Genomic DNA, 13,928 nt, shown 5'->3' with positions numbered 1-13,928 from the left:
GACGGCCGGCGGTCAGCCGGAGGGCGGCGCGGTCAGCCCCAGCTCCTGGGCCAGGATGGCCGCCTGCACCCGGCTGCGCAGCTCCAGCTTGGCCAGGATCCGACTCACGTGGGTCTTGGCGGTGCTCTCCGCCATCACCAGCCGGTCGGCGATCTGCTGGTTGGACAGGCCGAGGCCCAGGCAGGCCAGGACGTCGCGCTCCCGCCGGGTGAGCCCGTCCACCACGGCCCGGCTCGCGGCCGGGGCGGTGGACGCGAAGGCCCGGATCAGCCGCCGGGTCACCGCCGGCGCGATCACCCCCTCGCCCCGGGCCACCGCCCGCACCGCCGCCAGCAGGCCGGCCGCGTCGGTGTCCTTGAGCAGGAAGCCGGCGGCCCCGGCGCGCAGCGCGCCGAAGACGTACTCGTCGAGGTCGAAGGTGGTGAGCACCAGCACGTCGGCGAGCCCCTCGCCGACGATCTCCCGGGTCGCCGCGACCCCGTCCCGCCGCGGCATGCGGATGTCGAGCACCGCGACGTCCGGGCGCAGCTCGTGGCAGAGCCGTACCGCCTCGTCGCCGTCGCCGGCCTCGCCGACGACGTCGATGTCCGGCGCGGCGGCCAGGATCAGCCGCAGCCCCGCCCGGACCGCCGGCTGGTCGTCGGCGAGCACCACCCGCGCGGTCGGGCCGGTCGCCCCCGTCGGCGGGCCGGTGCCGTCGCCCGCCGGCTCCCCGACGGGGTCCATCCGCAGGGCGGCGGGGGGTTCGTCGGAAGGCGCCGGGTGGGCGCCGCGGACGGTCACGACGGCTGGCGGGCGGCCGGCAGGGCGGCCTGGACCCGCCAGCGGCCGTCCGTCGGGCCGGCGACGAACCGGCCGTCCAGCAGCACCGCCCGCTCCCGCATGCCGATCAGGCCGGCGCCCGCCCCGGGCAGCCCGCCCCGACCGACGCGGACCGGATTCTCGACAGTGACCAGCACCTCGGCCGACCGGTACGTGATCTCCAGATCGGCTTCACCGCTGCCGTGCTTGAGGGCGTTGGTCAGCGACTCCTGCACGATCCGGTACGCCGCGAGGTCGACGCCGACCGGCAGACCGTCCAGATTCCCCGTCGTGCTGACCCGGACGGCGAGCCCCGCGGCCCGGGCACGCTCCACCAGCCGGTCCAACTCGCCGAGCCGGGCCGGGACCGCCGCGTCGGGGTCACCGCCGTCCACGGCGGCCGGCTCCGCCGGTGCCCGCAGCACGCCGATCATCTGCCGCATCTCGGTCAGCCCCTGCACGCTGTTCTCCCGGATCACCCGCAGCGCCGAGTCGACCTGGCCCCGGTCGAGCCCCGGCACGGAGAGCGCGGCCGTGGCGTGGATGGCCACCGCGCTCAGATGGTTGGCGATCACGTCGTGCAGCTCACGGGCCATCCGGGCGCGCTCCGCGGCGACCGCCTGCCGCCGGTCCAGTTCGACGAGGCGGGCGGTCTGCTCGGCCCGGGCCCGCTCGGCCGCCGCCTGATCGCGGTACTGCCGCACGCTGATCCCGGTGAGCACGGGCATCACTCCGGCGAGTACGAACGGCGTACCGAACCCCACACCACGCCAGTTGCCGACCAGCAGTACGCCGAGCGCCATGCTCAGCACACTCAGTGCGACGGTGACGCGCAGCAGCCACCGCCAGGTGCGCGGCGAGCCGTACACGCACGAGTCGTAGAGGACCTGGGTGTAGACGAGCACCGTGCCCAGGGAGGCGCCGAGCAGCAGGTCGGCCACGACCGCGACGGTGCCGACGGCGAGGCTGGCGCCGGTGGCGACGCGGCGCAGGCCGACCGCGACGCAGGCCGCGACCAGGGGCGGCAGGAACAGCGCATCGGGTAGGCCCGGATCCCAGGAGAGCTGCCGTTGGATGCCCAGGGCGAACAGGAGCAGCCCGCCGACGAGCGACGTTCCGGCCAGCGCGAGGTCCCGGCCCCGGGTGCCGGAGCCGAGCCACGGGGGCAGTCGCATGGCCCGATCTCACCACATCGACAGCCGGTCACCCTCCGTCCACGGGAGGAGTCCCGGGCCCGTCCGACTCCGCCGAAGGTGGTACGCGAGGGCACTCCGCGCGGCGGGAGATCCTGGTACGCCCCGCAGAGCCGTCGGGAGCGGCCAGTACGGTGGCAGGGCACCTCGGCGCTACCGCCGAGGTGCGATCGCGAGTGTGAGGAGACCGGGATGGCGCAGGGGGAGGCCGATCACGGCTGCGCCCAGGGGGAGCCGTGCCGGCCGGGCCACGATCAGCAGGCGGCCGCGAAGCACCGTCGCCTGGGCGGTGGCTCGCCCTCTTTCCCGGCGGAGCCGGCCGCGGGGCGGTCGGGGCTGACCGAACCGGCGCCGGGGCGGGGCGCCGAGCGGCCCGAGGAGGAGCCCGCCGTGCCACGGCAGCGGGCCGCCGAGCCGGCCCCGCCCGTCGAACCGGAGCCGGTGTCGCCCCGCTCGGGGTGCCGGAGCGACCTGCCTGGTTGGGCCGGCGCGCACCGGCACGGCGCGGTCCGCCCACCGCTGCGCGGCACCCGTCATGAGCGCCCGCCGCGCCGCTGGTGCTGACCTGCCGTGATCTTCGACGACCGCCGCTCCCGCCGCCCCCGGTCAGGGCGGTCGGCGGGGCGGTGACGGTCAGCGGGTGCGGCGGCGGATCAGCAGCGCGATCCCGGCGAGGCCGGAGGTGATGACCAGCACCACCGCGACGTTCAGCAGCAGCAGGCGCTGAAGGTCGCCGAGCGCCTGGTCGATGTCCCGCGCGGGGTTGAGCGCGTCCTCCGGGATGACCCGCTCTCCGCCGCCCACGCCGCCGCTGACCGTGTCGTACTCGCGCTCCAGCGGGACGCCCGCGTTGCGCAGCGTCTCGGACATGGAGAGCCGGCCGAGGAACCAGCCGGCCTTGGTCTTGCGGGAGTCGGGCTGCTTGGCCGGGCGGTAGATGCGTGGCCCGCCGACGGCCTTCGGGTACAGGTCGTACGTCTGCTTCGGGGTGTCCCCGACGAGCACGACGACGGTGTACTTCGGACCGAGGTCGGCCGGCTTCGGGCCGGTGGCCGCGCCGGTGCGGCCCAGGAAGTTGACCTGCTCGATCACCGCGGTGACGTGCGCCGGCTGGGCGTTCGCGCGCAGCTGCAACGGCGCCGAGAGGCCTGCTCCGGCGATGTCCACTCCGGGCGGTGGCGGCGGCTTCGGGGCGGCGTGCGCCGGGCCGGCGAAGCCGACCGACAGGGCGGCTGTGAGCGCGCCGGCCAGCACGGCGACGAGTCGCCTCACCTGTCGGACCATAGCCGCCTCCTCGCCCCGTTCGATGGCTGGCTCTGCTGCGCCGGAGACCTCATCGGCGGTGGCGACCCGGTCCGATGACCGGACGCCACCCTTCAAGACTCCGTGAGATGTCGATTGGTTGCAGCTCGTGGAACAGTAATTGGAACTATTTGCGATCCGGGCTCGACCAACGAACAGGCCGTTGATCAGCGGGCGGATCGTACCTTTACGGAGGTCTCCATGGGGGGCAGGGTCGCACGGCTGACACGCCTCGTGCTAGCCGTATCCGGCGTGGCGCTCGGTGTGTCGCTGGCACTGCCGGCGGCTCCGGCCGCCGCGCACAACTCGTTGACCGGCAGCGATCCGCGTGACGGCGCCCGGATAGCGACCGCGCCGGCCCGGATCGAGCTGCGTTTCCTGTCCCGACTGGACCCGGCTACGACGAAGATCACAGTCACCGGTCCGGACAATGTGGTCGCCGCGGGCGGCGCTCCGCGCTTCGCCGGCAGCCGCGTGAGCGTGCCGTTCAAGCCGGGACGGGCGGGGCTCTACATCGTCGGCTACCGGGTGGCGTCCGGCGACGGGCACCCGATCAACGGCGAGGTGCGCTTCACCCTCACCACCGGCACGCCGGCCGACCCGTCGGCCTCCCCGGCCGAGCCGTCCGCCACCGCGTCGGCGACCGCCGGCCCGCCGGGCGCCTCGCCCACGGCCGCCCCGTCCGGACCGGCCCTGACGGCGGGGCCGGACGGAGCCAGCCCGAGCTCGGCCGTGGTACGCACCGCGGACGAGCGGGACGACGTCAGCGGCTGGCTCTGGGCGCTCGGCGCGCTGGTGCTGCTCGCCGTTCTGGCGGGTGGAATGCTGTTCCGCCGACGGTCCGCCCGCGGCCGCCGATAGCGCGCCCGACCGCTGCCTGATCGCCGGGCACCCGCGGCTGTCGGGGGTGCCCGGGATACCTGCCGGGCACCCGGGGCTGTCGGGCGGTGCGCGGGCTGCCCTGCCGGGCGCCCCGCGACTTTCGGGCGGTGCGCGGGCTGCCCTGCCGGGCGCCCCGCGACTTTCGGGCGGTGCGCCGACGCCTCGGCGTTACCGTCCGTGACTTACGCAGTGACTGCTCGTGCGTCACGGTCGATAACCGGCCGCGGGGGCCTCCCGTTGCCCGATCAGGTGGCCCACTCGGGCGTCACCTCGCTGACCTGCGGGATCGCGCCACGCCTTCAGGGCGCTCTGCCCACCCCTCAGCCGCCTTTGCTCTGCACCCACATACGCGCCGGACGCGGAGCGTGCCTGGCGCGTATGTGGGTGCAGAGCAAGGGCGCGGAGGTGCGGTGGTCGCTGGTCGGGTCGTTGTGACAGCCAGTGATCACCGTAAGCGTCAGCGGCTGCTCCCCGCAGGGGGCGAGGCGTGATCAGACCAGGCGGACCCGGGCGGCACGCAGCCGGGTGAGGGCGCGGTCCCGACCGAGCACCTCCAGCGACTCGAAGAGCGGCAGGCCCACGGTCCGGCCGGTGACCGCGACCCGTACCGGCGCCTGCGCCTTGCCGAGCTTGAGCCCGCGCTCGGCGCCGACCGCCTCCAGGGCGGCCTTGATCGCCTCGGCCTCCCACGAGGGCAGCGCCTCGAACGCCGAGATCGCGGCGTCGAGCAGCTCCGCCGAGCCCTCCTTCATCGCCTTGGCCCAGGCGGCCTCGTCGATCGTGGGGGTCGCCAGGAACAGGAAGTCGACGTTCGGCACGATCTCGCTGAGCACCGCGATGCGGGTCTGCGCCAGCGGAGCGACCGCGGCGAAGACGGCCGGGTCGAACTCGTCCGGCTGCCAGGGCGGCGGCGCGATCGTGCTGGTGCCGGTCAGCCAGGGCTGGCAGGCCGCGACGAACCCGTCCGCTGGGAGCGCCCGAATGTACTCGCCGTTGAACGCGCGCAGCTTCTTCTCGTCGAAGAACGCGGGCGACGGGTTGACGCTCTCGAGGCGGAACTCCTCCTCGATCACGGACCACGGGACGATCTCCCGGTCGCCGGAGGGCGCCCAGCCGAGCAGCATCAGGTAGTTCCGCATCGCGTCGGCGAGGTAGCCCTCGTCGCGGTACGCCTCCAGAGCGACCTTGTCCCGTCGCTTGGAGAGCTTCTGCCGCTTCTCGTTGACCACGACCGGCACGTGCGCCCAGATCGGCGGCTCGGCCCCCAGCGCGGCCCAGAGCAGCTGCTGCTTCGGCGTGTTCGGCAGGTGCTCCTCGGCGCGGATCACGTGCGTGATCCCCATGATCATGTCGTCCACGACGTTCGCCAGCAGGAAGACCGGCGAGCCGTCGCCGCGGGCGATGACGAAATCCTCGATCAGCTTGTTCTCGAAGGTCGGCTCGCCCCGGATCAGGTCGACCACCACGGTCTCCCCCTCGTCGGGCGTGCGGAAGCGCAGCGCCCGCCCCTCGCCCGGGCCGAGGCCCCGGTCCCGGTGGTAGCCGTCGTAGCCGGAGTGCTGCGAGCCGGTGCGCGCCTGGACGTCCTCCCGGGTGCAGTCGCAGTAGTACGCCCGGCCCGACTCGTAGAGCCGCTGCGCGGCGGCCCGGTGCTCGTGGGCGTTCTCCGACTGGAAGTGCGGGCCCTCGTAGCTGGTGCGTTCGATGCCGATCCACTCCAGCGCGGAGAGGATGCCCTCGGTCCACTCGGGCTTGTTGCGGGCCGCGTCGGTGTCCTCGATGCGGAGCACGAACACCCCGCCCTGCTGCTTGGCGTAGATCCAGTTCTGCAGGGCCGAGCGGGCGCCGCCGACGTGGAACATACCGGTCGGGGAGGGGGCGAAGCGTACACGTACCGTCACGCCCCAAGCCTACGGCGCTGCGCGAGCGTATTCGGCCAGGGGTCCGCTCAGGGCACCGAGCGGATCTTCACCACCAGGGCGCTGCCGAGCAGGGTGATCGCGGCGGTGACGGCGTAGAGCGTCGGGTAGCCGCCCAGGTGCACGACGAGCGGCGCGGAGAGCGCCGGGCCGAGCACCTGCGGGGCCGAGTTCGCAATGTTGATCACCCCGAGGTCCTTGGCGCGGTCCGTGGCGCGGGGGAGCACCTGGGTGATGAGCGCCGCGTCGACCGAGAGGTAGACGCCGTAGCCGGCGCCGAGCAGCAGGGCGGCGACGACAGCCATCGGCCAGACCGGGGCGACGGCGAGCAGCAGCGCCGCCACCGTCATGATCAACCCGGAGACGATCACGAAGACCTTGCGCCGTCCCGAGCGGTCGGAGAGCCGGCCGGCGACGACCGCGGTGAGCATCATGCCCAGCGTGTAGAGCAGGATGAGCACCAGCAGCGACCCCTCCGGGTCCGCCACCCGCACCCCGTCGGTCAGGAAGTACAGCAGGTAGAGGGTGCCCAGGGCGTTGCCGGTCTGGACGAGGAACCGGGTGAACCACGCCCAGGCGAAGTCCGGGTGCCGGCGCGGGCTGACCCACATCGAGGCGAACAGGGCGCGCCACCGCAGCGCCGGCCGGTGCGTACGGGGCAGCGGATCGTCGGCGGTGAACAGCGCGAACGGCAACGCCAGCACCAGCATCGCGAGTGCGATCGCGGCGTACCCGGCGGCGTTGTCGGTGACCACGGCGGTGACCAGCACCGCGCCGACCACCAGCCCGAGCGCCTGCGGGATGCCCACCCAGCCGGAGACGCCGCCGCGCTGCGCCACCGGCACCCGGTCCGGAACGGCCGCGGTGAGGCTGGCCAGCATCGCGTTGAAGCAGACCTGCGCGGCGACCCAGCCGAGCGTCACGCCCAACACGGTGCGCTGCTGGGCGAGCAGCAGCAGGGCGAGCGCCCCGAGCACGGCCCCGCCGGCCGTCCAGACGTGCCGTCGGCCGAACTCGCGCCCGCCCAGGCGCAGGCAGGTCCGGTCGGAGAGGGCGCCGGCCAGCGGGTTGGCGAGCACCGCGGCGACGGCGCCCAACCCGGTGACCAGGGCCAGCATCTCCTCCTTGCCGTCCGGCGAGATCCGCTCGACCTGCTGGGGCAGCAGCACCTGGATCGGGGTGAAGAAGGCCATCCAGACCCCGAGGTTGGCCGCGAAGACCAGCGCGATCCAACCCCGCCGCACCGGCGTCGTCGGCTCGGCCAGCGCCGCCGGCAGCGCGGCGGATGCCGGGTCGACGGTGGTCACCGGGCCGGCTTCCGGCGCGCGGCCGCGATCGCGTCCCGCAGCCAGGCGTACGAGGACTTCGGCGTACGCGCCTGGGTGGCGTAGTCGACGTGCACCAGGCCGAAGCGTTTGGTGAAGCCCTCCGCCCACTCCCAGTTGTCCAGCAGCGACCAGACGAAGTACCCGCGTACGTCGACCCCGTCGTCGAGCGCGGCCCGTACGGCGCGCAGGTGTCCGTCCAGGTACGCGACGCGCTCCGGGTCGTGCACGCGTCCGTCGGCGTCGGGCACGTCGTCGTACGCGCAGCCGCTCTCGGTGATCTCGACGGGCGGAAGCGCGTCGCCGTACGTGCGGTGCAGCCAGCCGAGCAGCTCGTGCAGCCCGTCCGGGGCGACCGGCCAGTCGAACGCCGTCCTCGGGTATCCGTCCAGCGGCGCCAGCTCGAACGGCAGCGGCGAACCCTCCTGCGGGGCGCGTACCCCGGTCGGGTTGTAGTAGTTGACGCCGAGCACGTCGATCGGGGCGGCGATGACGGCGAGGTCCTCGTCGCGCACCACGGACGGGTCGCCGACCGTTCCCTCCGGGTAGCCCCGGCCGAGCAGCGGGTCGGTGAAGAGCCGGTTGTGCAGCGCCTCGTACGCGGCGGCGGCGCTCCGATCCGCGTCGGTTCCGCCGAGCGCCCGCACCGGCGAGTAGTTGTTGGCGATCGCGACCGGGCTGCCGCTGCGGGCCCGTAGCGCGGCGACTGCCAGCCCGTGCCCGAGCAGCTGGTGGTGGGCGACCGGGAAGGCGTCGAAGAGCAGCGTCCGTCCGGGCGCGTGCGCGCCGGTGCCGTAGCCGAGGCTCATCTGGACGAACGGTTCGTTCAGGGTGATCCAGAGCTTGACCCGGTCGCCGAGGCGGGCGGCGACGAGGTCGGCGTACGCGGCGAAGCGGGCCGCGGTGTCGCGGGCCAGCCAGCCGCCGGCATCCTCCAGCGGCTGGGGCAGGTCCCAGTGGTACAGGGTGGCCACCGGATCGATGTCGTGGGCGAGCAGGTCGTCGACCAGCCGGTCGTAGAAGTCGAGTCCGCGGGGGTGGGCCGGCCCGGTGCCGCCGGGTTGGATTCGCCCCCAGGCGACGGAGAAGCGGTAGGCGGTGACGCCGAGCCCGGCCAGGAGCGCGACGTCCTCGCGGTGGCGCTGGTAGTGGTCGCAGGCGACGTCGCCGCTGCTGCCGTCGGCGATCCGCCCGGGGGAGTGGGCGAAGGTGTCCCAGATGGACGGTCCGCGGCCGTCGGCGCCGACCGCGCCCTCGATCTGGTACGCCGAGGTCGAGACGCCCCAGCGGAAGCCGGCGGGAAACTGCGGCAGCGGTGCGGTCGGCATGGCGTCCTCCCGATCAACGTGAAACGTGTTCGGGACTCTAGGACGCGAGTCGGGATTGCGCTATAGGCCGTCATGACTGTCCGCGCAATGCTTTTCGGCGTGTCTTTTTCCGAACCCGTCCCAGTACGTCCAAATTTGCGCATAGAGTGCCGAATATCGCGGATGTCCTCACTGGAGGAAGACGGAAATGATCCTCGTGGAACGTAGTGCGCATGTGGTTGCGCCGGTGGAAGCGGTCTGGGACGTCGTACAGCGGGCCGAGCAGTTGCCGGCCTGGCTGGCGGGGGTTCGCGCGGCCGAAGTTCTCTCGGGTGAGGGCTTCGGGCGGCGGCAACGGGTCCAGGCCGGGCGCGGCTCGGCACACGAAGCCGAGGTGATCGCCTTTCAGGAGCCGACCCTGATCGGGTGGCGCGAGCGCGCCAAGGGTGCCGGCGCCCGAGCGGAGGCGCGCACCGAGATCTACGTACAGCTCACTCCCGACGAGGAGGAGGGCGGCACCGTCGTGCGGCTGATCGTCGTACGGTGGCCGGCCGGTCCGGTCAAGGCCGCCCTGCTCCGGCTCGGTCTGCGTCGGGTCGGCGCCGATCTGGAGGAGTCGTTGGCCCGGCTGACCGACCTGGCCGCCGTCGGCTGACCGGGCCCGCCCCCGGCGTCACCCGCGATGGTGGTGGCCCGGCGTCCCCGCCAGGGGCACCGGGCCATCGCTTGCTCCTCCGCCCGCGCAGAAGCCACCTCGGCCCTGCGGGGCGGCAGCACCCGTACACCGGGAACCGGCCCGGGAACGACGAAGGGCCCGCGCGATCTGCGCGGGCCCTTCGTGCGGACGGGTGCGGTCAGCTGTCGCCGCCGGTCTCGCCGACCGGGGCCGCGCTCACGTCGTCGATCGCGTACTTCTTCGCCGCCTCGCTCGGCACGTTCGCCGGAACCGTGCCGCGCATCGCGAGCTGCCGCAGCGTGGCGACCGCCACCGACTCGGCGTCGACGTGGAAGTGCCGGCGCAGGGCGTGCCGGGTGTCCGACATGCCGAACCCGTCGGTGCCCAGCGAGGTGTAGTCACCCGGTACCCAGCGGGCGATCAGGTCCGGCACGGCGCGCATGAAGTCGCTGACCGCGACCTTCGGCCCGTCCGCGTCGGCCAGCTTCCGGGCCACGTACGGCACCCGCTGCTCGGCACCCGGGTTGAGGAGGTTGTACTCCTCGCACTCCACCGCGTCGCGGCGCAGCTCGGTCCAGGAGGTCACCGACCACACGTCGGCGGCCACCCCCCAGTCCTGGGCCAGCAGCTGCTGCGCCTTGAGCGCCCACTGCATGCCGGTGCCGGAGGCCAGGATGTTCGCCTTCGGCGCTGCGCCGTCCAGCTTCGGCGCGGCCGCGTAGCGGTACACGCCCTTGACGATGCCCTCGACGTCCACGCCCTCCGGCTCGGCCGGCTGGAAGATCGGCTCGTTGTAGACGGTGAGGTAGTAGAAGACGTTCTCCTGCGCCTCGCCGTACATCCGGTGCAGACCGTTCTCGACGATGTGCGCGATCTCGAACGCGAACGCCGGGTCGTACGCGACCACCGCCGGGTTGGTGGCGGCGATCAGGAGCGAGTGGCCGTCCTCGTGCTGAAGACCCTCACCGTTGAGCGTGGTCCGACCGGCGGTGGCGCCGAGCAGGAAGCCCCGCGCCATCTGGTCGGCGGCCGCCCAGAGCCCGTCCGCGGTGCGCTGGAACCCGAACATCGAGTAGAACATGTACATCGGGATCATCGGCTCGTCGTGCGTGGCGTACGCCGAGCCGGCGGCGGTGAACGACGCGACCGAGCCGGCCTCGTTGATGCCCTCGTGCAGGATCTGCCCGACGGTCGCCTCCTTGTAGGACAGGAAGAGCTCCCGGTCCACGGAGGTGTAACGCTGCCCGTGCGGCGAGTAGATCTTCGCCGTCGGGAAGAGCGAGTCCATGCCGAAGGTGCGGGCCTCGTCCGGGATGATCGGCACCCAGCGCTTGCCGAACTCCTTGTCCTTCATCATGTCCTTGAGCAGGCGGACGAAGGCCATCGTGGTGGCCACCTTCTGCTTGCCCGACCCCCGCTTGACGTCGGCGAAGCGCTCCGGCCCGGGGATGACCAGCCGCTTCGAGTCGGTCCGGCGCGACGGCAGGTAGCCACCGAGCTGCTGACGCCGCTCGTGCAGGTACGCGATCTCGTCGGACTTCTCGCCCGGGTGGAAGTACGGCGGCAGGTAGGGGTTCTCCTCCAGCGCCGAGTCCGGGATGTCCAGGTAGAGGCGGTCGCGGAAGGTCTTCAGATCCTCCAGCGTCAGCTTCTTCATCTGGTGGGTCGCGTTGCGGGCCTCGAAGTGCGAGCCGAGCGTCCAGCCCTTGATCGTCTTGGCGAGGATCACGGTCGGCTGGCCGGTGTGCTCCGTCGCCGCCTTGTAGGCCGCGTAGAGCTTGCGGTAGTCGTGGCCACCCCGCTTGAGGTTCCAGATCTCGTCGTCGCTGAGGTGCTCGACCATCTTGCGGGTGCGCGGGTCGCGCCCGAAGAAGTGCTCCCGGATGTACGCGCCGGACTCCGCCTTGTAGGTCTGGTAGTCGCCGTCCGGGGTGGTGTTCATCAGGTTCACCAGCGCGCCGTCGGTGTCCGCGGCGAGCAGCGGGTCCCACTCGCGGCCCCAGACGACCTTGATGACGTTCCACCCTGCGCCCCGGAAGAACGCCTCCAGCTCCTGCATGACCTTGCCGTTGCCCCGGACCGGGCCGTCCAGCCGCTGCAGGTTGCAGTTGATCACGAAGGTGAGGTTGTCCAGCTCCTCGCGGGCGGCCACACCGATCGCGCCGAGCGTCTCCGGCTCGTCCATCTCGCCGTCGCCGAGGTAGGCCCAGACGCGCTGGTCGGAGGTGTCCTTGATGCCCCGGTGGTGCAGGTAGCGGTTGAACCGCGCCTGGTAGATCGCGTTCAGGCCGCCGAGACCCATCGAGACGGTGGGGAACTCCCAGAAGTCCGACATCAGCCGCGGGTGCGGGTACGACGGCAGCGCGCCACCCGGGTGCGACAGCTCCTGCCGGAACCCGTCCAGCTGGTTCTCGCTCAGCCGCCCCTCGAGGAACGCCCGGGCGTACATGCCGGGGGAGGCGTGACCCTGGTAGAAGATCTGGTCGCCACCGCCCGGGTGGTTCTTGCCACGGAAGAAGTGGTTGAAGCCCACCTCGTAGAGCGACGCCGAGCTGGCGAAGGTGGAGATGTGTCCACCGACACCGATCTCGGGACGCTGCGCCCGGTGCACGAGCATCGCCGCGTTCCACCGGATGTAGGCCCGGATCCGCCGTTCGATGTGCTCGTCACCCGGGAACCACGGCTCCCGCTCGGGGGCGATGGTGTTGATGTAGTCCGTGGTGGTCAGGGACGGAACCCCGACCTGGCGCTCCCGAGCGCGCTCGAGCAGGCGCAGCATCACGTAGCGAGCGCGCTTGGTTCCGCGCTCGTCGATGACCCCGTCGAGCGACTCGACCCATTCGCTGGTTTCGTCCGGGTCGATGTCCGGGAGCTGGCTCGGCAGGCCGGCAGTGATCACCGGGCGCTTGCGTTCCGTAGCCACAGGCGGTCCCTCGGTTGTGTGTGGGATAGGTCTCTAGCGCCATCCTGCCCTCTGCTGGCACCCGCCGTCACGTCTAGGTGCCTCGGACGCGACGCTGAACACACGTACCCGTCGGTAACTTTGGGGGTTTCGCCACCTCTCCCGGCCCGCTTGTCCGTTCTCAATAGCATGCCGACATGAATGGGCGGCGAACGGTCTCGGGCGCGCTTCTCCTGACGGCGGGCGTGCTCCTGGCGCTCCCGGTGGTGCCTGTGCTGCTGGTCCGTGACTCCGCCGCGCTGCCGGTGGCGCTCGTCGCCGGGCTGGGCGTGGTTCTCGGCGCGGTCCTGCTCGTGGGCGGGCTGCGGGCCCCGGCGCCCCGACGGCGCTCCGGGATTCCGGCGCCGCGTCGGCGGCACGCCGACACCGTCATCCCGCACCAGGGCCCGCCCGACTCGTACTCGTGGTGGGACTCGACCCACCACCGGTGGGGCGGCGGCTGGTCCGGCGGCGGGGACTCCGGCGGTGGCGGCGGGGGCGGCGACTCCGGCGGTGGCGGCGGCTCCTGACCCCCGGCTCCGGCAGAATGCGACGTATGCGCAGCGAAGTGATCACCGTCCAGACCGGTTCCCGGCCCGCCGTCCGGGACATCACCGCCGAGGCGCAGAACTTCGTCTCGGGCGAGGGCGACGGCCTGCTGCACGTCTTCGTGCCGCACGCCACGGCCGGGCTGGCGCTGATCGAGACCGGGTCCGGCTCCGACGACGACCTGCTCACCGCGTTGGACGAGCTGCTGCCGACCGACGACCGCTGGCGGCACCGGCACGGGTCGCGCGGCCACGGTCGGGACCACGTGCTGCCCGCCCTCGTTCCGCCGTACGCCTCGGTGCCGGTGCTCGGCGGGCGACTCGCGCTCGGCACCTGGCAGTCGATCTGCCTGGTCGACACCAACGGCGACAACCCCACCCGCCAGGTCCGCTTCTCCTTCCTCCCCGCCTGACTGCTTCTGACGCCGATGATCGACTACGCCGCGGCTCCGTAGACTCGACGCCATGACGTTGCCCGCCGTTCCCGCGGCCCGCCCCGATCCGGGTGGCCGCTCCGGGCTGGCGGCCGAGACGGTGCGCAGGATCATGCACGTCGCCTTCGCCATCCGGCAGCAGCAGGACACCGAGATCGGCTCGCTCGGTCTGACCCCGGCGGTCGCCCGCGCGCTCTACGAACTGGACCCGGACCGGCCGTTGCCGGCCCGCGACCTCGCCGAGCAGCTGCAGTGCGACCGGTCCAACGTGACAGCTCTCGTCGACAAGCTGGAGCAGGCCGGCCTGGTGCAGCGCCGGGTCGACCCCGCCGACCGCCGGCAGAAGACGCTGGTGGTCACCGACGCCGGCCGGCTGATGCGGCAGCGCGTACACGAGGTGATGTCGGACTCCCGACTGCTCGACGGGCTCACCACCGGCGAACTCGCCGCCCTGCGCGACCTGGTGCACAAGGTCTCCGACGGCGGCCGCCCGCAGGGCTGCGGGACGTAGCGTCCCGGCCCGGGTGGTGTGTGTCCGACTGGGCGCGACGGGCGTGCGTCGGTAATGCTGTCGGACGTGACCACCCCGCAAGATCTCGA

At 72.7% G+C, this 13,928-nt stretch carries 13 protein-coding genes; 6 read left to right on the top strand and 7 right to left on the bottom strand.

From position 1 onward, the window contains the following. Positions 1 to 12: 12 nt before the first annotated feature. Both D7147_RS16550 and D7147_RS16545 read right to left on the bottom strand, forming a co-directional pair. A complete protein-coding gene (locus tag D7147_RS16550) occupies positions 13 to 783 on the bottom strand; it encodes a response regulator transcription factor (RefSeq protein WP_325050660.1) in 771 nt (256 codons plus the stop codon). Continuing rightward, a complete protein-coding gene (locus D7147_RS16545) occupies positions 780 to 1,976 on the bottom strand; it encodes a sensor histidine kinase (RefSeq protein ID WP_120678555.1) in 1,197 nt (398 codons plus the stop codon). Before D7147_RS16545 ends, D7147_RS16550 begins: the two co-directional genes overlap by 4 nt. Before the next feature lie 210 nt (positions 1,977 to 2,186). On the opposite strand from D7147_RS16545, the gene D7147_RS33535 reads away from it, so the two are divergent. Beyond that, entirely contained in the window at positions 2,187 to 2,558 is a 372-nt protein-coding gene (locus D7147_RS33535) for a hypothetical protein (RefSeq protein WP_120678552.1), read from the top strand. 69 nt (positions 2,559 to 2,627) lie between these two features. On the opposite strand, the gene D7147_RS16535 is transcribed toward D7147_RS33535, so the two are convergent. Continuing rightward, positions 2,628 to 3,278, bottom strand: a complete 651-nt coding sequence (locus D7147_RS16535; RefSeq protein WP_120678551.1) for a hypothetical protein — start codon at positions 3,276 to 3,278, stop codon at positions 2,628 to 2,630. 270 nt (positions 3,279 to 3,548) lie between these two features. Here D7147_RS16535 and D7147_RS16530 point away from each other — a divergent pair, with 270 nt between their 5' ends. Further along, positions 3,549 to 4,157, top strand: a complete 609-nt coding sequence (locus tag D7147_RS16530; protein ID WP_233563167.1) for a copper resistance CopC family protein — start codon at positions 3,549 to 3,551, stop codon at positions 4,155 to 4,157. Between the two features lie 512 nt (positions 4,158 to 4,669). On the opposite strand, the gene gltX is transcribed toward D7147_RS16530, so the two are convergent. The 3 genes from gltX to D7147_RS16515 are packed head-to-tail and all read right to left on the bottom strand — an operon-like array spanning position 4,670 to position 8,750. Next, positions 4,670 to 6,079 carry a glutamate--tRNA ligase gene (gene gltX / locus D7147_RS16525; RefSeq protein WP_120678547.1) on the bottom strand — a complete coding sequence of 470 codons (1,410 nt, stop codon included), beginning with the start codon at positions 6,077 to 6,079 and terminating at the stop codon, positions 4,670 to 4,672. A 47-nt stretch (positions 6,080 to 6,126) separates the two neighbouring features. After that, positions 6,127 to 7,404: an MFS transporter gene (locus D7147_RS16520; protein ID WP_120678545.1), complete on the bottom strand. Its 1,278-nt coding sequence runs from the start codon at positions 7,402 to 7,404 to the stop codon at positions 6,127 to 6,129. After that, entirely contained in the window at positions 7,401 to 8,750 is a 1,350-nt protein-coding gene (locus D7147_RS16515) for a GH1 family beta-glucosidase (protein ID WP_120678543.1), read from the bottom strand. Before D7147_RS16515 ends, D7147_RS16520 begins: the two co-directional genes overlap by 4 nt. 187 nt (positions 8,751 to 8,937) lie before the next feature. Here D7147_RS16515 and D7147_RS16510 point away from each other — a divergent pair, with 187 nt between their 5' ends. After that, on the top strand, positions 8,938 to 9,384 hold the full coding sequence (locus D7147_RS16510) for an SRPBCC family protein (RefSeq protein WP_120678541.1): 447 nt from the start codon (positions 8,938 to 8,940) through the stop codon (positions 9,382 to 9,384). Between the two features lie 199 nt (positions 9,385 to 9,583). On the opposite strand, the gene aceE is transcribed toward D7147_RS16510, so the two are convergent. Further along, positions 9,584 to 12,328 (bottom strand): pyruvate dehydrogenase (acetyl-transferring), homodimeric type, encoded by a 2,745-nt coding sequence (gene aceE, locus D7147_RS16505; protein ID WP_120678539.1) that lies wholly within the window; start codon positions 12,326 to 12,328, stop codon positions 9,584 to 9,586. Between the two features lie 176 nt (positions 12,329 to 12,504). Between aceE and D7147_RS16500 the strand changes: the two genes are divergently transcribed. From D7147_RS16500 to D7147_RS16490, 3 genes are read left to right on the top strand one after another with little or no spacing between them, the layout of a single operon-like run. After that, positions 12,505 to 12,876: a hypothetical protein gene (locus tag D7147_RS16500; RefSeq protein WP_199716526.1), complete on the top strand. Its 372-nt coding sequence runs from the start codon at positions 12,505 to 12,507 to the stop codon at positions 12,874 to 12,876. A 26-nt stretch (positions 12,877 to 12,902) separates the two neighbouring features. Then, positions 12,903 to 13,307 (top strand): secondary thiamine-phosphate synthase enzyme YjbQ, encoded by a 405-nt coding sequence (locus tag D7147_RS16495; protein ID WP_199716525.1) that lies wholly within the window; start codon positions 12,903 to 12,905, stop codon positions 13,305 to 13,307. Between the two features lie 52 nt (positions 13,308 to 13,359). Then, a complete protein-coding gene (locus D7147_RS16490; RefSeq protein WP_120678535.1) occupies positions 13,360 to 13,839 on the top strand; it encodes a MarR family winged helix-turn-helix transcriptional regulator in 480 nt (159 codons plus the stop codon). Positions 13,840 to 13,928 lie beyond the last annotated feature (89 nt).

This window comes from Micromonospora musae (assembly GCF_003626545.1).
GTDB classification, from domain to species: domain Bacteria; phylum Actinomycetota; class Actinomycetes; order Mycobacteriales; family Micromonosporaceae; genus Micromonospora; species Micromonospora musae.
This window is presented reverse-complemented; position numbering and strand designations above follow the sequence as displayed.

Coding starts and splice junctions, on each gene's coding strand:
- D7147_RS16545 (WP_120678555.1), bottom strand. CDS start 1,976: ATGCGACTGCCCCCGTGGCTCGGCTCCGGCACCCGGGGCCGGGACCTC.
- D7147_RS33535 (WP_120678552.1), top strand. CDS start 2,187: ATGGCGCAGGGGGAGGCCGATCACGGCTGCGCCCAGGGGGAGCCGTGC.
- D7147_RS16535 (WP_120678551.1), bottom strand. CDS start 3,278: ATGGTCCGACAGGTGAGGCGACTCGTCGCCGTGCTGGCCGGCGCGCTC.
- D7147_RS16515 (WP_120678543.1), bottom strand. CDS start 8,750: ATGCCGACCGCACCGCTGCCGCAGTTTCCCGCCGGCTTCCGCTGGGGC.
- D7147_RS16510 (WP_120678541.1), top strand. CDS start 8,938: ATGATCCTCGTGGAACGTAGTGCGCATGTGGTTGCGCCGGTGGAAGCG.
- D7147_RS16500 (WP_199716526.1), top strand. CDS start 12,505: ATGAATGGGCGGCGAACGGTCTCGGGCGCGCTTCTCCTGACGGCGGGC.
- D7147_RS16495 (WP_199716525.1), top strand. CDS start 12,903: ATGCGCAGCGAAGTGATCACCGTCCAGACCGGTTCCCGGCCCGCCGTC.
- D7147_RS16490 (WP_120678535.1), top strand. CDS start 13,360: ATGACGTTGCCCGCCGTTCCCGCGGCCCGCCCCGATCCGGGTGGCCGC.